Origin of the sequence: Cedecea neteri NBRC 105707 = ATCC 33855, from assembly GCF_001571265.1 — a bacterium.
In the GTDB taxonomy this organism is placed as follows: Bacteria; Pseudomonadota; Gammaproteobacteria; order Enterobacterales; family Enterobacteriaceae; genus Cedecea; species Cedecea neteri.
The window spans coordinates 1-22,250 of sequence record NZ_BCTL01000053.1 but is presented as its reverse complement, the minus strand read 5'-3'; the positions used below and the strand labels follow the sequence as shown (position 1 = coordinate 22,250).

Below are 22,250 nucleotides of genomic sequence, written 5' to 3'. Positions count from 1 at the left end.
GAATGGGCTTAAGAGCTCTCCCGGAGGATTTTGAAAGAAAAATAGGTATAACAGACAGCCTCCGGGGTGAGGGAAAAATTACGCCAGATCCCCGCCGTTGCTGGCAATCACCTTCTTATACCAGTAGAACGACTTCTTCGGCGTACGCGCCAGCGTCCCCTGCCCCTCATCATCACGGTCTACGTAGACAAAACCGTAGCGCTTGCTCATTTCACCAGTTGAAGCCGACACCAGGTCAATGCAGCCCCACGACGTGTAGCCCATGACCGGAATACCGTCCTCAATCGCGTCGCCCATGGCTTTAATATGTTCCCGCAGATAGCTAATACGGTAATCATCGTTGATTTCCCCGTCGGCGTTCACCTCGTCCTTCGCGCCCAGCCCGTTCTCCACCAGGAACAGCGGTTTCTGGTAACGGTCGTACATCATGTTCATGGTGATGCGCAGGCCGAGCGGGTCAATGCCCCAGCCCCACTGACTGAAGGTAATGTGCGGGTTTTTGAGCGATTTAATGATGTTCGCCGGGTTGGTGTTGCCCTCATTCATGTCTGCCGAAGCGCAGCGTGAGGCGTAATAGCTGAAGGAGACAAAATCGACGGTGTTCTTGAGGATTTCGTTGTCGCCAGGCTCGGTGACAATCTCAATCCCTTTCTCACGGAACATTCGCGCCGCATAGGCCGGATAAGCCCCGCGCGCCTGCACGTCAATAAAGAACAGGTTCTCGCGATCTTTCTCCAGCGCCGCCCAAACATCTTCGGGTTTACAGCTGTACGGATAGAAATTACCGCCCGCCAGCATGCAGCCAACCTGGTTTGCCGGGTTAACTTCGTGCGCAATTTTGGTGACCAGCGCGCTGGCGACCAGCTCATGGTGCGCGGCCTGGTACATCACCTGCTCTTTGTTATCGCCTGCTTCAAACACCAGCCCGGCGCCGGAGAACGGGCTGTGCAGCATGATGTTGATTTCGTTGAAAGTGAGCCAGTATTTCACCAGGCCGTCGAACGCTTCAAAGCAGGTGCGCGCGTAGCGGCTGAAAAACTCCACCATTTTACGGTTGCGCCATGAACCGTATTCCTGCACCAGGTGCATCGGCACGTCGAAGTGGCACAGCGTCACCAGCGGTTCGATATTGTGCTTTTTGCACTCGGCGAACATGTCACGGTAAAACGCGATGCCTTCCGCGTTCGGCGTGGTTTCATCACCTTTAGGGAAAATACGACTCCACGCGATAGAGGTACGGAAAACGGTGAACCCCATTTCAGCCATCAGCGCGATGTCGTCTTTGTAGCGATGGTAGAAGTCTATGGCTTCATGGCTGGGATAAAACTCATCGTCGCGCAGCGCAAAGCGCTTTTCCACACCGAGTTTTACCCCGAGGCGGTTTTCGCCGTGCGGGATCATATCGACGGTACTCAGCCCCTTGCCGCCGGCCTGATACGCGCCCTCTGCCTGATTAGCCGCAATTGCGCCGCCCCATAAAAATCCTTTTGGAAAAACTGTCTCAGCCATGTCTACCTCTGCTTAAAGTGTTTTTACTGCATTATCTGGTCGTACAAACGCCGTGTTGCTGCCCTGCTCTTTGGCTTTCACTTCCTCAACGGGAATATCTTCAAACCCGAGAATAAGCGTAGTAATAAACGAGAGCACCACGGCCAGAATCATTACCGCTACCACCCAAACGATGCTCATCGGGTTGGCGGGATCGAAGAACTGCACGCTGGTGAATAGCCCCGGCGAGGCCATGGAATGGCTGGAAAGCCCACCGATACCGGCCACGGCACCGCATATAAAACCGCTGATAAGGCAGGCGATCAGCGGGCGTTTCAGCCGCACCGCTACGCCGTACAGCGCTGGTTCAGAAATGCCAGCCACAATGGCCGACGCGGCGGCAGCAAGTGCCGTCTGGCGCAGCTCCGGGTTTTTCGTCCGCCAGGCAACGGCTAAAGACGAGCCGCCGAGCGACAGGTTGGCGCCAATTTCAGACGGCATAACCATGCCTTCTTTGCCGGTTTCGGCGATGGTTTGGATAATCGTCGGGGTAAACACGCGGTGCATCCCGGTCATCACCAGCAGCGGCCAGATAGCCCCCATGATGGCGACGGAAAGCCAGCCCAGATAACCATGCACGGTATACACCAGCGAAGAAATCCCGCTGCCGATCCAGATCCCTAAAGGCCCAATCAGCAAAATCGCAATCGGCGCGGAAACCAGCACGATCAGCATCGGCTTAAGGAAGTTTTTGGTTACCGCCGGCGTAATGCGGTCAATCCACTGTTCGATATACGACAGCAGCCAGGTCATCACCAGCGCGGGAATAACGGTATAGGTGTATTTCACGGCGGTAACGGGCACGCCCATAAAATCAACCGCCTGCCCCTGCGCCGCTTTTGCCATCAGGTCAATAAAGGCCGGATGCACCAGCACCCCGGCGATAGCAATCGCCAGCGACATGTTGGTTTTAAATTTCACGGCAGCAGAGGCTGCCACCATCACCGGCAGGAAGAAGAAAGCGCCGTCACCGATGAGGTTAAGAATGATCAGCGTCGAAGAGGTTGTTTCAAATAATCCGGTCATCGCGAGGATCATCGCCAGCAGCTTCACCATCGACCCGCCGATAATCGCCGGAATAAGCGGCGACATGGTGCCAATCAGCGCATCGAGGATACCCGCCCCGATGCGTTTCAGGGTCAGTTTGCCTTTTGCCGCCGTCTGCGGCCTGTCTCCTGCCCCTTCCGGTAAATGCTTAAGCACTTCGGCGTAGGCCTGAGACACCGTGTTACCAATAATGACCTGGCATTGCTGGTCAGTTTTCACCACGCCCAGCACGCCGAAGATAGCCTTTAGCCGGGCGCTCTCCACCCTTGCATCATCCTGTAATACAAAGCGCAGCCGCGTCATGCAATGGGTTACCGCCACCACGTTTTCCGCGCCGCCTAAAGCCTCGACAATCTGCCGGGATACTGCCTCGTACTTGTTCGCCATGAGGTGAAACTCTCTTGTTATGATTTTGTAGGTAACCGGTTCCACATAATCATGTTGAGTTGAAAATAAGATCACAATAACTATTTTTATGAAGATCGGTTTTTGTGATGTAACTCGAAATACAGGCCACGCTGCGCCCTGGTCACGAAAAGTGTAAAATGGTCAGAAATGACGAACTTACGAGAAGCCTTTATGTCGACAATGCAGGAAGTGGCGAAAAAAGCAGGCGTATCAAAGGCGACCGTTTCGCGCGTGTTGTCGGGCAAGGGCTACGTGAGCGAGGCCACTAAAACGCAGGTTTACCAGGCCATTCAGGAAACGGGGTATCGCCCCAATCTGCTGGCACGGAACCTGGCGACCAGCAAATCAGGCTACATCGGCCTGGTGGTAACCAACACGTTGTACAGCGGGAACTATTTTAGCGAACTGCTTTCCCAGGCGGCGCTAAAGCTGGAAGCCAGTGGGCGTCAGCTGATTCTGGTCGACGGTAAACACAGCGCCCGCGAAGAGCAGGCAGCAGTGCAGTTTCTGCTCGATTTACACTGCGATGCGGTGATCATTTACCCGCGTTTTTTAAGCGTGGATGAGATGGACGCGCTGATTGAGCAGCATAAGCAGCCGATCATGGTGATGAACCGTAAACTGCGTAAACACCAGAGCCACTGCATTTGCTGCGACCATAAAGGTTCCAGCTTCAACGCCACGCGTTACGTGATTGAGCAAGGCCACCGGGATATCGCTTTTATTACCGGCGTTCTTGACTCCCCGACGGCAAGAGAGCGTCTTGCTGGCTACCGGGAGGCGATGGAGCAGGCGAGTTTGCCCGTGCGGGACGAGCTAATCGCCACCGGAAAATGGACGCCCGCCAGCGGTTTTGCCGCGGTAGAAACCCTGCTCTCAACCAAACGGGGCTTCAGCGCCCTGGTTGCCAGCAACGATGACATGGCCATCGGTGCCATCGGCAGGCTCGGTCAGGCTGGCCTGTCGGTACCCGGCGATGTGTCGGTTATCGGCTTTGATAATGTCCCGACCGGGGCTTTTCTCTCCCCGCCGCTGTCGAGCGTGAAAGAGCCGGTCAGCGAGATGATCCATGAGGTGATTAACCGCCTCACCGCGATGCTGGACGGGGGCTATTTTTCAAAAGATAACTTGTACAGTTCAGAGATGATCGTGCGCGAATCTGTAGCGAAAGGGCCCTATTTTCAGCAAAAATAAGATAAAGAAAAAGGAGCGAAATTCGCTCCTTTTTCTCATTTAAGCACGGCTACCGAACACCGCTTCCACCGCAAAAGCGGCGATTTGCCCGTCCTGCTCTTTGGTCGCGCCCGACACGCCAATCGCGCCGATTACCACGCCCTCAGCGTTTCGCAGCGGGATACCGCCGTCAATGCCCACCAGCCCACCGTTGCTGTTTTCCAGTGAATACGCCGGGCCGTTCGGATGCAAATTAGCGCCGACATCTTCGCTGTTGGCCTGGAACAGCACCGCCGTACGCGCTTTGCGCATGGCGATATCAATGGTGGCCAGGAAAGTCCCGTCCATACGGGCAAAGGCCGTTAGATGGCCTCCGCCGTCCAGCACCACGGCTGAAACGGGTGGAAAGCGGTGAGTTTCTACCGCCGTTTTTACGCTGGCGAGCAGCGCTTCTGCAAGAGCTAAACTGACCGTCACGATGAAAACCTCAATGTGCTAACGGGGGATGTTTTTTGGCGTCAATAACCGCCCAGGTGTGAATAAGCAGGCCGAAGACCGCCAGAATCGCACCTACCCAGCCGGTGGACTCCCAGCCAAATCCGGCTGAAATAGTCACCCCGCCAAGCCAGGCGCCCAGCGCGTTGGCAATGTTAAACGCCGAGTGGTTCATCGCCGCCGCCATAGTTTGCGCGTCACCGGCGACGTCCATCAGGCGAATTTGCAGCACTGAAGAAAGCGACACCATGGTGCCAACCAGCATCACGGTGACCGCACCCAGCCACGGGTAGTGCGAGGTGTAAACGTAAGCGCTGAGCACCAGAATTGCCCAAATCAGCAGCAGGCGAACGGTTTTCTCCAGCCCGCGATCCGCCAGCCGACCGCCAACGATATTGCCGACTATCATACCCAGGCCAAACATCGACAAGATAACCGGGATCATCCCCACCGACTGGTGCGCCAGCTCCAGCATCGTGGGCTTCACATAGCTGAAGACCGAGAACATCCCGCCGCTGCCAATAGCCCCGATAGCCAGCGTCAGCAGCACTTGCTTGCGGGTCAGCGCGGTCAGCTCGCGTAACGGACTGGCGTCTTTATCCCCGGCACGCCAGGGAACCCAGGCCCGAACCAGAATCAGCGTCAATACCGCGAGGCCACCGACGATGGCAAACGCGCTGCGCCAGCCGAACAGCTGGCCGATAGCCGCTACCGCAGGCACGCCGAGTAAGTTGGCTATCGTCAGACCCAGCAGTACCATCGACACCGCCTGTGCGCGCTTCGAGCGTTCAACGAGGCTTGCCGCCAGCAGTGCCGCGACGCCAAAGAACGTGCCGTGCGGGAAACCGGCCAGGAAGCGCGCGAGCATCATTGAGTAGTAGCCTGGCGCAAAAGCGCTCAGCAGGTTGCCAACGGCAAACATCGCCATCAGGGCAATCAGAAAATCACGTCGCGCCATGCGGGCGCCCAGCACCGCCAGCAGCGGAGCGCCGACCACCACGCCCAGCGCATAAATGCTGATCAGGTGGCCCGCAGAAGGAATAGAAACATGCAGCCCGTTTGCAGCATCGGGCAGCAGTCCCATGATGACGAATTCGCCGGTACCGATGGCGAAGCCGCCCATGCCGAGCGCAAACAGCGCTTTTAGCAGCCCCGATCGCGACAGGGAAACCGTCTCAGCCCCCTGTTCCAGGGTTTGTTCATTAAGTGATGACATAGTTTTTTTGACTTGTGCAGGTGAACAACAAAAACGCCCCGACGCGCTTCACCGGGGCGCGAGAGAGTATTAAAGCGATGTTTTCCGGTGCGGAGGTGCCATAAATTCGGCCCCCAGCGGAGTGCTAATGTGTTTGTCTAAAATCAGATCGATGTCGCGTTTATCTTCGGCGGTCAACGTCCAGCCGGAAACATCTTCCACCCCGTTTAGCTGTTCCGGACGGCGAGCACCCCACAGCGCGATGGTTGGGCCCGAATCGAGAACCCAGCGCAGAGCCAGCGCCATCACGCTCTTGCCGTAACGCTCGCCGGCAAAGGCCTTCAACGCGTCGACCGCGGCCAGATATTGCGCAAAGCGCGGCGGCTGGAATTTCGGATCAAAGCTACGTAAGTCGCCTTCGCCAAACACGGTTTCCGACGTCATGCGGCCGGACAGCAGCCCACGGCAAATCGCGCCGTAGGCCAGCACCACCATCTGATGATATTTCGCATAGGGCAGCAGATCTGTTTCGGTCGCGCCTCGTTCAAACAGGTTGAGCGGCGGCTGCATCGTTGCCAGCGGCGCGGCGCTGCGGAATCTGTCCATCTGCGCTGGCGAATAGTTACTGACGCCGAGAGCGCGGAATTTCCCCTGCTGATGCAGCGTTTCCAGCACCCGCGCGGTTTCATCTATCGCCACCAGATCGTCCGGCCAGTGCACCTGGTACAGGTCAATGTAATCCGTTTGCAGGCGGCGAAGCGAGTCTTCAATTTCCTGGCGAATGCGCTGCGGCGTGGAATTGCGCGTGACGCGGCCTGCATCGTCCCAGTCCAGCGCCACTTTGGTGGCAATAATCGCCTTGTCCCGGCGGCCTGCCAGCGCTTTGCCTACCACTTCTTCGGAGTGCCCAAAGCCGTACACCGGCGCGGTGTCGATCAGGTTGATGCCGCGCTCCAGCGCCTCGTGCAGGGTGGCAATCGACTGCTCGTCGTTACTGCCACCCCACATACTACCGCCAATGGCCCACGTCCCCAGGCCGATACGGCTGACTGGCTCAGAGATGCCCGCAATGTGAATCGTTTCGATTGCCATGATTTACCCCTGTCTGTTCTGTGAACTAATAGTAACTCATGTTAAGTTGAATTAATTTCAACGAACCCTTGATGACAGAGGCCCTTTTTATGCCCGCTCCGGTCCGCGGCGAACTCGCCGATCTCAACGTTTTTTTGACCATCTGCCGCCGGAAAAGCTTCCGCCTGGCAGCCTCCGAGCTGGGCGTTTCCACCTCGGCGCTGAGCCATACCATGCGTGGGTTGGAGGAAAGGCTCGGTGTTCGCCTGCTCAACCGCACCAGCCGCTCCGTCGTGCCCACCGACGCCGGTGAAGCGCTGCTGGGCCATCTGGAAACCGGTTTTTCCCACATCCGCATGGCGCTCGATGAGCTCGATCATTACCGTGAATCCCCGGTCGGGCGGCTGCGGATTAATATTCCACGAGACGCCGCCCAGCTGCTGTTTGCGCCGGTGCTGGCGAAATTCATGGCAATGTACCCCCGGCTACAAATGGAGATTACCGTCGATAACACCCTGGTTGATATTATCGGCAGCGGCTACGACGCCGGAATTCGCTACGGGGAGAGCGTCCCCAAAGACATGATCGCGATGCCGGTGACGCGCAAACTTAAGTGGATTGTCGTTGCCTCGCCTCAGTATTTAAAAAATACCGCGCACCTCCCGCTGAACCATCCGGACGATCTCTTTCAACATCAGTGCATTCGTATGCGGCTCGGCAACGGCACGCTGTACAAATGGGAGCTTAACCGGGGCAAGGAGGCGCTGGCGCTGGATGTGCCCGGCTCGCTAATCCTCAATGAAAGCGAAATGATCATTGATACCGCCTTAAATGGCTTTGGGCTGGCGTATTGCCTGGACGTACGAGTCCGACCTCTGCTGGAAAGCGGGCAACTGGTACAGGCTATTCCGGAATGGGTGTGTGAAGATGAACCTATGGTGATGTATTACCCCAGCCGCAGGCAGCTCCATCCCGGCTTGCGAAGACTTATCGAGATGATGCGTGAGGCCACGCTGTACTGACCGCCCGATAAAAATACTTCATTTTAAAAATCAATGAGTAAAAGCTTTTTTGCGATCGAACACAATTAAATAGCTTGCAATAACATAGCGCACTATTTAAATTCATCCGCAGTCACCGCCGCATCACGGCGAGTCAGCATCAATTAAATAGCACGCGATAAAATCGCAAAGGAGATAACATGTCACGCTCATTACTGATAGCCATGGGTTTAACCGCTTCCAGCCTTGCCTCTGCTTATGCCGCCGATGTACCTGTCCCCACGGTTGGGGTGAGTAAATTCCTCTCCGCTTTAAACAGCGGCGGCGGTAAACCCATCGAGCAACTCTCTCCGCAGGATGCACGTCAGGTACTGATCGGCGCCCAGAAAGGGGCCAAACTTCCCGCCGCTGACGTCTCTGAAAAGACAATTACCGTTGGCGGCAAGCCGCTGACGCTCACCATCGTTAAGCCGAAAAACGCCAGCGGTACGCTGCCGGTGTTTATGTTCTTCCACGGCGGCGGCTGGGTACTGGGCGACTTCCAGACTCACGAACGCCTGGTGCGTGATTTAGTCTCTGAGTCAGGCGCTGCGGCGGTGTTCGTCAACTACACTCCGTCCCCGGAGGCGCACTTCCCTGTGGCCATTAATCAGGCCTATGAAGCGACCCGCTGGGTTGCAGAGCACGGGGACGAAATTGGCGTAGACGGCAGCCGCCTTGCGCTGGCCGGTAACAGCGTGGGCGGAAATATGGTTGCCGCCGTCGCCCTGCAGGCAAAAGCGCAGCATACCCCGGCGATTCGCTACCAGGTCATGCTGTGGCCGGTGACCGACGCGCGCTTTGATACCGGCTCTTATAACCAGTTCTCAAACGGCTATTTCCTGAGCAAGAATATGATGAAATGGTTCTGGGATAACTACACCACGAAAGAGAGCGACCGTCGTAATATTCTGGCCTCACCGCTGGAAGCCAGCGCTGAACAGTTGAAAGGCCTGCCACCGACCCTGATTCAAACGGCGGAGCTTGACGTGCTGCGTGATGAAGGCGAAGCCTTCGGCCGTAAACTCGACGCAGCGGGCGTGCCGGTGACAGTGACCCGCTATAACGGCATGATCCACGATTACGGTTTATTGAATGCCATCAGCGAAGAGCCTGCCGTGCGTACCGCTATTGCGCAGGCCGCTGGCGAGCTTCGTGCCCATCTGAACTGATTTCAGGGCTGTATTGAGGGGGATAACGGCGGTTATCCCCTTTGGTCTCTCTCGCTAACTTCTATTCCGCTTTCGCAGGCTTCAGACGCTGGGTCAGGCCGCGCAGGAAGTAGCGCAGGAACTGATCGCCGCACTCGCGGTAGTTTTTATGATCCGGGTTACGCATCATGGCGGTAATTTCCGGCATAGAAATGCGGAACTGTTGGGCGGTCAGGATCTCGAGCACGTCGTCAGACTTCAGCTCAAAGGCGATACGCAGCTTTTTCAGAATAATGTTGTTGGTCATCCGGCGCTCGAGCTTCGGCTCCGGCTTGCTTTCATCTTTGCCGCGTTTGAAGTAGATCAGACCGTTGAGAAAGTTTGCCATGATCAGATCCGGGCAGGCTTTGAAGCCCTCTTCGTCCTCTTTCTTCAGCCACGGAACGATTTGTTCAGCGGGGACGTCGGTGCCGGTCAGGGCAAGGATCTTAACGATTCCATCGTTATTCAGGTTCAGCATATAGCGAACGCTTAGCAGTACGTCATTATTCAACATGGGGCAATCTCAGGATCCAAAAGCGGGCAGTATATAGAGAAGCGACCGCGTTGTAACATAATCCAGGCGGATTTATCCGCCAGAGACAAATTTGCTGGCGGTGAATTGGCACTCTTCAGGCTTAAGGGTAGACTCAATGGGCTAACTTTCATCCTAAAAGGCACTCATTTGATCCTACGACTTTGGCAAGAATCTGACCGTCCCTTCCTACGTACCCTTTATCTCCACGCCCGCCGAAAAGCCTGGCCCTGGCTCGACGGCAGCGCCTGGCAGCTTGAAGACTTTGACAGTTCCACTCAGGATGAACGCATCTGGGTAGCCGAAGAAAACGGCCACCGCATTGGCTTCGCTTCCGTCTGGGTGCAGGACAACTTTTTGCATAACCTGTTCGTCAGCCCGGAATCTCAGGGAACGGGCGCGGGAAAGGCGCTGCTGGAGAAAGTGCAGAGTGAATTTACCGGCACGGGAGCTTTAAAGTGCCTGGCGAAAAATGAACACGCGATTGAGTTTTATCGCCGTAATGGCTGGCATATAGAAGCGCCGGGAGACGGGCCCGATGGCGAATATTATTTAATGCATTATGTGCTGAGGTAGCCCCCTCACCCCGGCCCTCTCCCAGAGGGAGAGGGGGAAACAAGAAACGGAACCGCGGCTAAATTTTACACCGCTCTGAAGGCTATTTCGCTTGGGATCACTTCCCCGTTCCAGTACAGCTGAGCCGCCACGCGACCGGCTAATTCACGGTACAGCGTGGTGATGTCGCTTTCCGGACGGTTGATGACCGTCGGCTTACCGGCATCCAGGTCTTCACGCAGCGTAATGTGCAGCGGCAGTTGGCCCAGCAACGTCGTGTGATACTGCTGCGCCAGCTTTTCAGCGCCGCCCGTGCCGAAGATAGGCTCCTGATGGCCGCAGTTGCTGCAAATATGAATGCTCATATTCTCCACAATACCCACCACCGGCACCTCAACCTTCTCGAACATCACTATCCCTTTGCGGGCGTCAATCAGCGCGATGTCCTGCGGCGTGGTGACCACCATCGCCCCGGTAACCGGAATGTTCTGCGCCAGCGTCAGCTGGATATCACCGGTGCCCGGCGGCATGTCGATGACCAGGTAATCCAGGTCAGGCCACAGGGTTTCCTGCAGCATCTGCATCAAAGCCTTGCTGGCCATCGGGCCACGCCACACCATGGCGTTTTCGTCGGTGACGAGGTAACCGATCGAGTTAGTCGCCAGGCCGTGCGCCACGATCGGCGCCATGTGCTTGCCGTCCGGGGACGTTGGGCGTTCGTGCTCCGCGCCCAGCATGGTTGGGATCGACGGGCCGTAAATATCGGCATCCAGAATACCAACTTTGGCCCCTTCGGCCGCCAGCGCCAGCGCCACGTTTACCGCGGTGGTCGATTTCCCCACGCCGCCTTTGCCGGAGCTAACGGCAATGATGTTTTTTACGCCGTTAACGCCGGGCTGGTTCTTAACCCGCTTGAGCGTGGCAATGTGGTGCTGCAGCTTCCAGTCCACCGCTTTTGCGCCGGTAATACGCAGCAGGTCTGAACTGCAGGTCTCTTTCAGGGCGTCAAATCCGCTTTGCCAGGCGAACGGCATCTGCAGCTCAACGTGCAGCGTGTCGTCAAGCATGGCGACATGGTGCAGCGCTTTCAACGCGGTGAGGTTGTGCTTCAAGGTAGGGTGCTGAAAATTAGCCAGGGTCCCGGCAACCATCGCGCGTAGCTGTTCCGGGGACTTGCTGGACGGGGATTGCGAATTCATCCCGACTCCTTATGTTTTTATCGGACATTGCAATCCACTAAGCATACCAGAAACCACGCCGCCGATTCATATACGGTTATTGCGGGCTTTGGGGTTACTAAACAATTGCCAATCCGGTAATATCAAATCCCCTTTTTTAAATCAGAAGATGCAATTCCCACTATGACTCAACCCGCGAAAAAAATATTGGTAACGTGCGCCCTGCCGTACGCAAACGGCTCAATCCACCTCGGTCACATGCTGGAGCATATTCAGGCTGATGTCTGGGTCCGTTACCAACGAATGCGCGGCAACGAGGTTAACTTCATCTGCGCAGACGACGCCCACGGCACGCCTATCATGCTGAAAGCACAGCAGCTGGGTATCACCCCAGAGCAGATGATTACCGAAATGAGTCAGGAACATCAGACTGATTTTGCAGGCTTTAATATCAGCTATGATAACTATCACTCCACCCACAGCGACGAGAACCGCGAGCTGTCGGAGCTGATTTATGGCCGCCTGAAAGAGAACGGTTTTATTAAAAACCGCACTATCTCTCAGCTCTACGATCCGGAAAAAGGCATGTTCCTGCCGGACCGTTTTGTCAAAGGCACCTGCCCGAAATGTAAAGCCCCGGATCAGTACGGCGATAACTGCGAAGTGTGTGGCTCAACCTACAGCCCAACCGAACTTATCGATCCTAAATCCGTGGTGTCCGGCGCGACGCCAGAAATGCGCGATTCCGAGCACTTCTTCTTCGACCTGCCGTCCTTCAGCGAAATGCTGCAGGCGTGGACTCGCAGCGGCGCGCTGCAGGAGCAGGTGGCTAACAAGATGCAGGAGTGGTTCGAATCTGGTCTGCAACAGTGGGATATCTCCCGCGATGCGCCTTACTTCGGCTTCGAAATCCCGAACGCGCCGGGCAAATATTTTTACGTCTGGCTGGATGCGCCAATCGGCTACATGGGTTCCTTTAAGAACCTGTGCGATAAGCGCGGCGACACCACCAGCTTCGACGAATACTGGAAGAAAGATTCCACCACCGAGCTGTATCACTTCATCGGCAAAGACATCGTTTACTTCCACAGCCTGTTCTGGCCAGCCATGCTGGAAGGCAGCAACTTCCGCAAGCCAACCAACCTGTTTGTTCACGGCTATGTGACGGTCAACGGCGCGAAGATGTCCAAGTCTCGCGGCACCTTTATTAAAGCCAGCACCTGGCTGAAGCACTTTGATGCCGACAGCCTGCGTTACTACTACACTGCGAAGCTTTCTTCCCGCATCGACGATATCGACCTTAACCTGGAAGACTTCGTGCAGCGCGTGAACAGCGACATCGTCAACAAAGTGGTTAACCTGGCGTCGCGTAACGCCGGCTTTATCGCCAAGCGTTTTGACGGCGTGCTGGCCGCAGAGATTGCCGATGCAGAGCTGTACAAAACCTTCACCGACGCGGCAGAAAGCATCGGCGAAGCGTGGGACAGCCGCGAGTTCGGCCGTGCGATCCGCGAAATCATGGCGCTGGCGGATATCGCTAACCGCTATGTGGACGAGCAGGCTCCGTGGGTTGTGGCTAAGCAGGAAGGCCGCGATGCCGACCTGCAGGCTATCTGCTCCATGGGCATCAACCTGTTCCGCGTGCTGATGACCTACCTGAAGCCGGTTCTGCCGTCGCTGACCGAGCGTACAGAAGCCTTCCTGAATGCCGAACTGAGCTGGGACAGCATCGCGACGCCGCTGCTGAACCACAAAGTGAACAGCTTCAAGGCGCTGTATAACCGCATTGAAACCAAACAGGTAGAAGCGCTGGTGGAAGCGTCCAAAGAAGAAGTGAAAGCGCTGAATGCTGCGCCGGTGACCGGCCCGCTGGCGGACGATCCAATTCAGGAGACCATCACCTTTGATGACTTCGCGAAGGTGGATATGCGCATTGCGCTGATTGAGAAAGCGGAATTCGTAGAAGGCTCCGACAAGCTGCTGCGCCTGACGCTTGACCTCGGCGGCGAGAAACGCAATGTCTTCTCCGGCATTCGTACCGCTTACCCGGATCCGTCGAAGCTGGAAGGTCGCCTGACCGTGATGGTGGCCAACCTCGCCCCGCGTAAGATGCGCTTTGGTGTCTCTGAAGGGATGGTGATGGCCGCAGGTCCTGGCGGGAAAGATATCTTCCTGCTGAGCCCGGACAGCGGTGCCCAACCGGGCATGGCGGTTAAGTAAGTCAATAAAAACCCCGGATTTCCGGGGTTTTTATTTATCAGGCGTCTCGCGCCTGGCCGACGGTTTTATCCTTCAGGAACAACACCATCAGGCCAAGCCAAACCACCCCGCCCAGCAGGTTAAACAGGCTGAACAACCCATTACCGCCGAACTGGTAGATGTGCTTGCTCAGCTCAATACCGACGGTAAAGATCAGCATTTGCAACATGCCCATCGCCGCCGACACCGTGCCTTTACTCATTTCGCTGGCAAACAATGTCAGACGCACCAGGCCCGCATTCGCCAGGCCGATGCCAAAGGCGTAGAGGCTGAGGCCTGCGGTCATCCACAAATAAGCATGAGAAGAGACGACCGTAGCCACCGCCGCGACAATCAGGCCGGGCACAATCCACCAGCCGCCCATGATGATCAGGCTGCGCACGCTGCGGCGGGAAGTCAGTTTTGCCAATACCAGGTTACCAAGGATCAGCGCGCCAAAGATTGGCACCTGCAGCAGGCCATATTCATAGGTACTGAGATTCTCCCCGCTGATGATAATCACCGGCGACTGGGCAATCCACGCCAGCAGCGGCAGGCTAACAAAGCCCGTCGCCAGCGCCCCCGAGACAAACCGCAGGTTTTTCAGCACCAGCTTATAGTCATGCCCTAGCTCTTTCAGAGAAAGCTTTTCGCCAAGCCGCGTCGCAGTTTCCGGCATCGCTTTGTGCAGCCCAAAGAATGAGATAGCGGCCAGCAGCGCAAAAAGAACGAACATCGTTTCCCACGGGGCAACGTGGATCCATGCCGCGCCCACCAGCGGCCCAAGCAGGGGCGCTATCAGCGCCACGTTCGCCATCAGCGCGGTTATCTTGATACAAACCGATTCTTCGAACGACTCCTGAATAGCGGCGTAGCCCACGGCGCCAATAAAGCACAGGCTGACGCCCTGTAGGAAGCGCAGGAAAGTGAACTGCTGAATATCCTGGGCCAGCAGCGTCGCAAGGCAGGTGACGATAAACCAAACCACACCGGTTAGCATCACCGGGCGGCGGCCAATACGGTCAGACAGCGGCCCGAGCAGCCACTGCAGGAACATCCCGCCCGCCAGGTAAGCTGTCATTGAGGTCGGCACCCATTCCACACCCGCCTGGAACTGATCCACCACGGCCAGCATCCCCGGCTGGATCATGTCATTGCCGATATAAGTTGAGAATTCGTAGAGCACCAGGCAGAGCGGGAACAGCAGCGCCTGACGGCCTAACGATTTGTTAGCTATCGTATTATGTTGCATTAGGAACTCAGAAGATAAAGAAACGCGCAGAGTGTATTCAATTGCCCGTGCCAGCGGTAGTCAACGGCTGACAAATAGCACGGGGTGTAAAGCCGCGCATATCATACCTCAATTCTATTAAGGATTTCTTAATCTGTGGTGAATATTCTGCTGCCATGAATTTAAGGTCAGCATGGTCTTTGGCAAATACAGGATGAAATATTTTCCTAAACCAACGGTAAATAAGACAAAACTGCTTTACCGTCTGCCGCCCTGGTTCTATCTTTTCCCGCTTTGCATCCTGATAATGCTGGCTGCAGTTTTTAGCCAGTTTTACCAGGATGAAGGCCTGGGGTGGCTTTTCTCATTGCCTGTTAAAGGATGAGTAATCGCCGTGGCTTTGCCGCGTTTCTCGGCCAGATGATGCCCAGGGCGCATTTTTTCAGCCACAACCTGTGGACAGGTTGGTGGATTAGATTCACCCAGGTGGCGCTTCGCGGCGCGATACTCGCCTGGTCAGTTAAAGCACAGGACAAGTCATGATGGAAACGCTCAACCAGAATCTGTTTTTGCTCATTAATGCCACCCCGTCGTCGCCAGAGTGGATGATAAAGCTGGCGATATTCTTCGCCCGCGATCTGATAAGCATCGTGCCGCTGCTGATCGTCGCGCTCTGGCTGTGGGGCCAGCGTAAGCAGATGCCAGCCCAGCGCCAGGTAGTGATCAAAACCGGCATGGCGCTGGTGATTAGCGTGGTGCTGTCGTGGGTTATCGGCCAGTTGTTCCCGCACCCTCGTCCTTTTGTGGTCGGGCTGGGCTACAACTTCCTGCACCACGCGCCGGATGATTCTTTCCCTAGCGACCACGGCACGGTGATCTTCACCTTCGCCCTGGCATTTTTGTGCTGGCACCGCATCTGGTCCGGCGTGATGCTGTTTGCTATCGGCTTCGCAATCGCCTGGTCCCGCGTTTACCTCGGCGTGCACTGGCCGCTGGATATGCTTGGCGGCCTGCTGGTCGGCATGAGCGCCTGCCTGCTGTCGCAGATTGTCTGGAACCTGCGCGGGCCTCAAATCCATCAGCGCCTGCACCAGATTTACCGCTACTGCTTCGCGCTGCCCATCCGCAAAGGCTGGGTGCGTGACTAAGCGGTGCACCACAGGTAAGATGCGTTAACTAAAGCCCTGCCTTAGCGGGACTTTTTAATGTTCAGAGGCCGCTATGGAAACCCGCCGTGAAGAGCGCATTAACCGCCTGGTACAGGCGCTGAAGCGCAGCGATAAAATTCATCTCAAAGAAGCCGCTCAGCTGTTGGGCGTCTCCGAAATGACCATCCGCCGCGACATTAACAGCGAGCCTGGTCAGGTTGTTCTGCTGGGGGGATACGTGGTGCTGGAGCCTCGCAGCGCGGGGGCCAGCTACTATCTGTTGAGCGATGAAAAAACGCGCCAGGTTGAAGAGAAACGTCATGCCGCCAGGCTCGCCGCGCAGCATGTTCGCCCGCGCCAGACCGTGTTCTTCGACTGCGGCACCACCACGCCTTACATTATCGACGCCCTTGACGACGATCTGCCTTTCACCGGCCTGTGTTATTCCCTCAACACCTTTCTGGCGCTCCAGGAGAAGCCGAACTGTCGGGTGATTTTAAGCGGCGGAGAGTTTCACGCCAGCAATGCGATTTTTAATCCGATTAACTTTCAGGAATGCCTGGGGAATATCTGCCCGGATATTGCCTTTTTATCGGCGGCAGGCGTCCACCTGCGCTACGGCGCAACCTGCTTTAATCTTAATGAGCTGCCGGTGAAGCATTGGGCGCTGAGCATGGCCCAGCGTAATATTCTGGTGGTGGATGACACCAAGTTTGGCAAGGTACGCGCCGCCTGCATGGGGCCGCTGACGGCGTTTGATACGATGATTACCAACCAGCCTCCCGCCGCGGAGTTTATAGATTTTGCCGCGGTGGAAAACCTGACGCTAACGTGGTAAGCGCTTAAGCGAACCAGCTCCCGAACCAACCGTGGAGCTTCATCAGCACAAAGTCCCACATGCGGCTAAAGAAGCCGCCCTCTTCAACCGGCTCCATCACCAGCAGAGGTCGCTGTTCAATGGATTTGCCGTTAAGCTGGAAGTCGATGGTGCCGACTGCCTGGCCCTTTTTCAGCGGCGCGGTTAGCTGAGGTTCGTTCAGCGTAAAGCTGGCTTTCAGGTTTTTCAGCTGACCACGAGGAATGGTCACCGAGCCGCCTTCCCCCGCGCCAAGATTGACTTCGCTCTTATCGCCAAACCAGACGCGCTGGGTCACGAAGGTAGCGTCAGGCTTGATAGGCGTCACGGTTTCGAAGAAGCGGAAGCCCCAGGTCAGCAGCTTTTCGCTCTCGTTAAATCGAATGCGGTCGGTTTTCGTGCCCAGTACAACGGAAATCAGGCGCATATCGCCGGACGTTGCCGACGCGACGAGGTTATAGCCCGCCCCCTCAGTGGTACCGGTTTTCATGCCATCAACGTTGAGATTAGAGCTCCACAGCAGGCGGTTACGGTTCGGCTGCTTGATGTTGTTAAAGGTGAACTCTTTTTCTTTATGCACCGCGTACTCGTCCGGCACGTCGTGGATCAGCGCCTGCCCCAGCAGCGCCATGTCACGCGCGGTGCTGTACTGCCCCGGTGCATCCAGGCCGTGCACGGTTTTAAAGGTGGTGTTGGTCAGCTTGAGCTTCTGCGCGTAGTTGTTCATCAGGCTGACAAACGAATCCTGGCTGCCCGCCACATAGTCGGCAATCGCGATGCTGGCGTCGTTTCCGGACTGAATAATGACGCCTTTGTTCAGGTCTTCCACCGAGACTTTATCGCCCGGTTTCAGGAACATCAGCGAAGAACCACGCAGCACCGGGTTACCGGTCGCCCAGGCATCTTTCCCGACGGTCACCATATCCGTCAGGTGAATCTTGCCTGCTTTCAGCGCCTGCCCTACCACGTAACTGGTCATCAGCTTGGTCAGACTTGCCGGATCGAGCTTGTCGTCGGCATTTCCTTCCGCCAGCACCTTCCCGCTGGCGTAATCCATCAAAATCCAGGCTTTTGCATCGACCTGGGGAGCATCTGCGGTCTGCTCAGCGCTCAGCGCAGGAGCCGCTATCAGCAGCAGGGTTGTCCCTGCGACTAAACCACGTAGTGTTGCAGGCATTTGCAAGATCTTCATAAAACCACCTGAGTATCCATTCTTAAAAAATTCACGGTGCGCACCGCCGCCCAAAAGTCAGGGTGTGAGTAATAACGCACGAATCCACTTAAAGAAACATAGAGTTGGTAAAGTTTTTTAAGTTTATTCGATATCTGCACGAGTTGCCGCCGTCACGCCATTTTTTTTAGCTTCGGTTGAGAAACAGTGGTGTTTTCGTCACCTGAGCCGGGCATACTCGATGTCCACCTGCAAAAAAAAAGGAACCACCATGATTACCGTTTGGGGCAGAGATAACTCCACCAATGTTAAAAAAGTGCTGTGGTGTCTGGAAGAGCTGCAACTGCCTTACCGTTCCGTGCCCGCGGGCGGAAAATTTGGCCTGACGCATGATGCCGAATACCTGGCGATGAACCCGAATGGCCTGGTGCCCTGCATTCATGATGACGCACACGGGCTAACGCTATGGGAATCCAATACCATCGTGCGTTACCTGGCCGCTGAATATGGCCGTGATTCACTGTGGGTGAATGCCCCAGCAGAGCGCGCCAAAGGTGAAAAATGGATGGACTGGTCCGCCACGGCAGTGTCCGGCCCTTACCGCGGCGTGTACGCCAGCCTGGTCAGGACTCCACCGGAAGAGCGCGATCACAAGCTGATTGAGCAAAGTATTGCGACCTGCAACAAGCTGTTTGCCATTGCAGATGCGGAACTGGCAAAACAGCCGTGGCTGGGTGGCGAAGCTTTTGGCCTTGGCGACCTCGCCTTTGGCCCACAAATCTACAGCCTGCTCAACCTTGATATCCCCTGGGATGCGGTGCCTAACCTCCAACGCTGGTATCAGCAGCTGACCCAGCGCCCGGCATTCAAGAAAATTGTGATGACCCCGCTGACCTGATTTAGCTTTCCGTCGGGCTGATTTTTAGCAGCTCGCCGTCAGATTCGTCGGTCAGGACATACAGATAACCGTCCGGGCCGACGCGCACATCGCGAATCCGCTTCTTGCGATCGCCCAGCAGCCGCTGTTCGTCCGTTACCTTGTCGCCATCCAGCGTCAGCTCAATCAGGTTCTTTTCTTTCAGCGCGCCGATAAACAGTTTGCCTTTCCACTGCGGGAACGTATCGGCCTGATAAAACGCCATGCCGCTTATCGCCGGGGAAACTTTCCAGTAATGCGTCGGCTGTTCAGTGCCTTCGACCTCCCCACCCTTCGCTTCTGGAATTTTAAGCCCGCTGTAATTAATGCCCCAGGTTGCCAGCGGCCAGCCGTAGTTTTTCCCGGCTGCCGGGATATTGATTTCATCTCCACCTCTCGGTCCGTGCTCGTTTAGCCACAGCTCGCCGTTGGCCGGATTAATGGCTAATCCCTGCGGATTACGGTGGCCGTAAGACCAGATTTCAGGCCGGACACCCTGCTTGCCGACAAACGGGTTGTCCTGCGGGACGGAACCATCGGCATTAAGCCGCACCACTTTTCCCTGCAGCTTATCGAGGTCCTGGGCCGTGGCACGCTCGTTGTTTTCCCCCAGCGCGATAAACACATGGCCTTTCCCGTCGAACGCTATACGCCCGCCGAAATGGTTGCCGGTGGAGAGTTTTGGCGTCTGGCGGAACACGACCTTGAAGTTTTCCAGCCGTTTCAGATCCTGGCTTAACGTGCCATACCCAACGGCGGTGCCGGCTTTATTGTCGGGACCGCCTTCGGCAAAGCTCAGCCATACGCGGCGGCTACTGGTAAAATCAGGGGCCAGTACAACGTCCAGCAAACCGCCCTGCCCGTGGGCCCAGACAACGGGCACCCCGCTAATCGGCGCGGATAGCCCCTTGCCCTGCTGCCACAAATGCAGCTCCCCGCCGCGTAAGGTAATCAACACTCCCTGATTATCAGGTAAAAAATCCAGCGCCCACGGATGAGACAGGTCGGTTTGCAGGACTTCAACGTTGGTTTTGGCGGCCAGAGCATAAGAGGCAGAAAAAAGCAGCGTGGCGGCGATAAGCGTACGAGACGGGAACGGCGGCATGGCAATCTCCTGGTTTTAGCTATCCGTTAAGGGTAGCCGCCGGAGATAATCTAACGCCCGGTTTTACATAACATTAAGAACGGGGAGTGTGGCAGGCTCCCCGCGCTCAGGTCAGGCTTCGATCGCCTGACCACGTTTTGCCAGCGCATTCAGGCTCCGGGAAAGCAGCATCAGGCTGGCCTCAAGTTTCACAGCATCAACCGAGATGTATTGCGGGCAGTCCTTGCGCCCGCTCATCAGGCAAAGCGCGGCGGATGAACACGCCTCAATGGCATGGCGAAAATCATCTTTTTCATCGTCAGGCAGGCTCGCCTGCAGCACAAAGGCAGCATCGCGGCTCCGGTGACAGACATCAAGCAAGCGGGTACGCAGCTGTTCGCTTTCGCTGACAGACATATACCCTTTGGCCTTTCTCAACGCCAGGTAGGCGGCGATCTCTACCTTCGCGACCTTCATTTTTTTCAACAGGTCGTGTTTAAGCGTACGTCCGGACATAACGCATCCTCCTCGTGGGTTAACGATTAATCCACAGCTAAAGTATGGTCAAAAGCTGGGAAATCGCGGTCAATATCTTTCGCATTTGATGCTGTTTAGTGGGCAAGCCACGGCACGCGGTGGTTAAGCCGAAGCGGAATAAATCACCTATTACGCAAACTGCAATTCTCCAGTACAAATTCCCGCCCAACCTCTGTAGAATCCCTGCCCTAATCTTTCTAATAATTGAACACTTTTTAAGCTATGAGCAATGTAACCCAACAGCCCCGTATCGGGTTTGTCTCCCTCGGCTGCCCGAAAAACCTCGTGGACTCCGAACGCATCCTGACTGAACTGCGCACCGAAGGTTATGACGTGGTGCCAAGCTATGACGACGCCGACATGGTTATCGTCAACACCTGCGGCTTTATCGACAGCGCCGTACAGGAATCGCTGGAAGCCATCGGCGAAGCGCTGAACGAAAACGGTAAGGTGATTGTCACCGGTTGCCTGGGTGCAAAAGAAGATCAGATCCGTGAAGTGCACCCGAAGGTGCTGGAAATCACCGGCCCTCACAGCTACGAGCAGGTTCTGCAGCACGTTCACCACTACGTGCCAAAACCGCAGCACAACCCGTTCCTGAGCCTGGTGCCGGAACAGGGCGTGAAGCTGACGCCACGCCACTACGCGTATCTGAAAATTTCCGAAGGCTGCAACCATCGCTGCACCTTCTGCATTATCCCGTCCATGCGTGGCGATCTGGACAGCCGCCCTATCGGCGACGTGCTGGCAGAGGCAAAACGTCTGGTTGAAGCGGGCGTGAAAGAGCTGCTGGTGATCTCCCAGGACACCTCCGCTTACGGCGTAGACGTTAAGCACCGCACCGGGTTCTGGAACGGCGCGCCGGTAAAAACCAGCATGGTCAGCCTGTGCGAGCAGCTGGCTAAGCTGGGCGTCTGGACGCGTCTACACTACGTTTACCCGTACCCGCACGTCGACGATGTGATCCCGCTGATGGCGGAAGGTAAAATCCTGCCGTACCTCGACATCCCGCTGCAGCACGCCAGCCCGCGCATTCTGAAGCTGATGAAGCGTCCAGGCTCTGCGGATCGTCAGCTACAGCGCATCAAGCAGTGGCGTGAAATCTGCCCGGATCTGACCCTGCGTTCGACCTTTATCGTCGGCTTCCCGGGTGAAACCGAAGAAGACTTCGAAATGCTGCTCGATTTCCTGAAAGAAGCGCGTCTGGATCGCGTAGGCTGCTTCAAATACAGCCCGGTTGACGGCGCGACCGCCAACGAGCTGCCGGATCAGGTGCCGGAAGAAGTGAAAGAAGAGCGCTGGAACCGCTTTATGCAGCTGCAGCAGAAAATCTCCGCCGAGCGCCTGCAGGAAAAAGTGGGCCGCGAGATTCTGGTGATGGTTGATGAAGTGGACGAAGAAGGGGCTATTGGCCGCAGCATGGCTGACGCACCGGAAATCGACGGCGCGGTTTACCTGAATGGCGAAACGAAGCTGAAGCCAGGCGACGTTGTGCGCGTGAAGGTTGAGAACGCGGATGAGTACGATCTGTGGGGAACGGTGGTTTAATTTTTTCTGCCCGTCGGAACCGTGACCGCAAACCTTCTATGAGGGCTCAGTTAAGGTTCCGTTCACTTCCAGCCCTGTTTCACATG

General features: G+C 56.2%; 21 protein-coding genes. 10 read left to right on the top strand and 11 right to left on the bottom strand.

The annotated features are described in order from the left end of the window. Positions 1-78: 78 nt before the first annotated feature. A complete protein-coding gene (locus CNE01S_RS20035; protein WP_061277971.1) occupies positions 79-1,509 on the bottom strand; it encodes a 6-phospho-beta-glucosidase in 1,431 nt (476 codons plus the stop codon). A gap of 12 nt (positions 1,510-1,521) precedes the next feature. After that, positions 1,522-2,982 carry a PTS cellobiose/arbutin/salicin transporter subunit IIBC gene (gene ascF, locus CNE01S_RS20030; protein WP_061277970.1) on the bottom strand — a complete coding sequence of 487 codons (1,461 nt, stop codon included), beginning with the start codon at positions 2,980-2,982 and terminating at the stop codon, positions 1,522-1,524. Positions 2,983-3,174: 192 nt separating this feature from the next. Here ascF and CNE01S_RS20025 point away from each other — a divergent pair, with 192 nt between their 5' ends. Further along, on the top strand, positions 3,175-4,197 hold the full coding sequence (locus tag CNE01S_RS20025; protein WP_061277969.1) for a LacI family DNA-binding transcriptional regulator: 1,023 nt from the start codon (positions 3,175-3,177) through the stop codon (positions 4,195-4,197). Positions 4,198-4,236: 39 nt separating this feature from the next. Here CNE01S_RS20025 and CNE01S_RS20020 read toward each other — a convergent pair whose 3' ends face one another. The 3 genes from CNE01S_RS20020 to CNE01S_RS20010 all read right to left on the bottom strand — a co-directional run bounded on the left by CNE01S_RS20020 (position 4,237) and on the right by CNE01S_RS20010 (position 6,958). Next, complete coding sequence (locus CNE01S_RS20020) at positions 4,237-4,653, bottom strand: GlcG/HbpS family heme-binding protein (RefSeq protein WP_061277968.1); 417 nt, start codon at positions 4,651-4,653, stop codon at positions 4,237-4,239. A 10-nt stretch (positions 4,654-4,663) separates the two neighbouring features. Further along, a complete protein-coding gene (locus CNE01S_RS20015; RefSeq protein WP_061277967.1) occupies positions 4,664-5,887 on the bottom strand; it encodes an MFS transporter in 1,224 nt (407 codons plus the stop codon). Between the two features lie 69 nt (positions 5,888-5,956). After that, complete coding sequence (locus CNE01S_RS20010) at positions 5,957-6,958, bottom strand: aldo/keto reductase (RefSeq protein ID WP_061277966.1); 1,002 nt, start codon at positions 6,956-6,958, stop codon at positions 5,957-5,959. 71 nt (positions 6,959-7,029) lie between these two features. On the opposite strand from CNE01S_RS20010, the gene CNE01S_RS20005 reads away from it, so the two are divergent. After that, positions 7,030-7,959: a LysR family transcriptional regulator gene (locus CNE01S_RS20005; protein ID WP_096753970.1), complete on the top strand. Its 930-nt coding sequence runs from the start codon at positions 7,030-7,032 to the stop codon at positions 7,957-7,959. 179 nt (positions 7,960-8,138) lie between these two features. Beyond that, on the top strand, positions 8,139-9,149 hold the full coding sequence (locus CNE01S_RS20000; RefSeq protein WP_061277965.1) for an alpha/beta hydrolase: 1,011 nt from the start codon (positions 8,139-8,141) through the stop codon (positions 9,147-9,149). 61 nt (positions 9,150-9,210) lie between these two features. Here the strand turns inward: CNE01S_RS20000 and CNE01S_RS19995 are convergent, their stop codons facing one another. Then, a complete protein-coding gene (locus CNE01S_RS19995; RefSeq protein ID WP_008455188.1) occupies positions 9,211-9,684 on the bottom strand; it encodes a YehS family protein in 474 nt (157 codons plus the stop codon). 168 nt (positions 9,685-9,852) lie between these two features. Here CNE01S_RS19995 and CNE01S_RS19990 point away from each other — a divergent pair, with 168 nt between their 5' ends. After that, entirely contained in the window at positions 9,853-10,278 is a 426-nt protein-coding gene (locus CNE01S_RS19990; RefSeq protein WP_061277964.1) for a GNAT family N-acetyltransferase, read from the top strand. 65 nt (positions 10,279-10,343) lie between these two features. On the opposite strand, the gene apbC is transcribed toward CNE01S_RS19990, so the two are convergent. Continuing rightward, complete coding sequence (gene apbC, locus CNE01S_RS19985; protein WP_061277963.1) at positions 10,344-11,456, bottom strand: iron-sulfur cluster carrier protein ApbC; 1,113 nt, start codon at positions 11,454-11,456, stop codon at positions 10,344-10,346. Positions 11,457-11,618: 162 nt separating this feature from the next. Here apbC and metG point away from each other — a divergent pair, with 162 nt between their 5' ends. Continuing rightward, positions 11,619-13,655 carry a methionine--tRNA ligase gene (gene metG, locus CNE01S_RS19980; RefSeq protein ID WP_061277962.1) on the top strand — a complete coding sequence of 679 codons (2,037 nt, stop codon included), beginning with the start codon at positions 11,619-11,621 and terminating at the stop codon, positions 13,653-13,655. Positions 13,656-13,692: 37 nt separating this feature from the next. Here metG and CNE01S_RS19975 read toward each other — a convergent pair whose 3' ends face one another. Next, positions 13,693-14,925 (bottom strand): MFS transporter, encoded by a 1,233-nt coding sequence (locus CNE01S_RS19975; protein ID WP_061277961.1) that lies wholly within the window; start codon positions 14,923-14,925, stop codon positions 13,693-13,695. A 360-nt stretch (positions 14,926-15,285) separates the two neighbouring features. Here CNE01S_RS19975 and CNE01S_RS25860 point away from each other — a divergent pair, with 360 nt between their 5' ends. The 3 genes from CNE01S_RS25860 to deoR all read left to right on the top strand — a co-directional run bounded on the left by CNE01S_RS25860 (position 15,286) and on the right by deoR (position 16,890). After that, entirely contained in the window at positions 15,286-15,447 is a 162-nt protein-coding gene (locus tag CNE01S_RS25860) for a hypothetical protein (protein ID WP_245874396.1), read from the top strand. After that, the gene (gene ybjG, locus CNE01S_RS19965) at positions 15,444-16,052 is read left to right on the top strand and encodes an undecaprenyl-diphosphate phosphatase (protein ID WP_061277959.1); all 609 of its coding nucleotides are present in this window, start codon (positions 15,444-15,446) and stop codon (positions 16,050-16,052) included. Before CNE01S_RS25860 ends, ybjG begins: the two co-directional genes overlap by 4 nt. Before the next feature lie 73 nt (positions 16,053-16,125). Further along, complete coding sequence (gene deoR, locus CNE01S_RS19960) at positions 16,126-16,890, top strand: DNA-binding transcriptional repressor DeoR (RefSeq protein WP_061277958.1); 765 nt, start codon at positions 16,126-16,128, stop codon at positions 16,888-16,890. 4 nt (positions 16,891-16,894) lie between these two features. Here the strand turns inward: deoR and dacC are convergent, their stop codons facing one another. Beyond that, the gene (gene dacC / locus CNE01S_RS19955) at positions 16,895-18,100 is read right to left on the bottom strand and encodes a serine-type D-Ala-D-Ala carboxypeptidase (RefSeq protein WP_061277957.1); all 1,206 of its coding nucleotides are present in this window, start codon (positions 18,098-18,100) and stop codon (positions 16,895-16,897) included. A gap of 250 nt (positions 18,101-18,350) precedes the next feature. Here dacC and CNE01S_RS19950 point away from each other — a divergent pair, with 250 nt between their 5' ends. Then, on the top strand, positions 18,351-18,977 hold the full coding sequence (locus CNE01S_RS19950; protein ID WP_061277956.1) for a glutathione S-transferase family protein: 627 nt from the start codon (positions 18,351-18,353) through the stop codon (positions 18,975-18,977). Between the two features lies 1 nt (position 18,978). Here CNE01S_RS19950 and CNE01S_RS19945 read toward each other — a convergent pair whose 3' ends face one another. Beyond that, positions 18,979-20,100, bottom strand: a complete 1,122-nt coding sequence (locus CNE01S_RS19945; protein ID WP_061277955.1) for a PQQ-dependent sugar dehydrogenase — start codon at positions 20,098-20,100, stop codon at positions 18,979-18,981. 111 nt (positions 20,101-20,211) lie between these two features. Then, positions 20,212-20,595: a biofilm formation regulator BssR gene (locus tag CNE01S_RS19940; RefSeq protein WP_061277954.1), complete on the bottom strand. Its 384-nt coding sequence runs from the start codon at positions 20,593-20,595 to the stop codon at positions 20,212-20,214. Between the two features lie 243 nt (positions 20,596-20,838). On the opposite strand from CNE01S_RS19940, the gene rimO reads away from it, so the two are divergent. Further along, the gene (rimO, locus tag CNE01S_RS19935) at positions 20,839-22,164 is read left to right on the top strand and encodes a 30S ribosomal protein S12 methylthiotransferase RimO (protein ID WP_061277953.1); all 1,326 of its coding nucleotides are present in this window, start codon (positions 20,839-20,841) and stop codon (positions 22,162-22,164) included. Positions 22,165-22,250 lie beyond the last annotated feature (86 nt).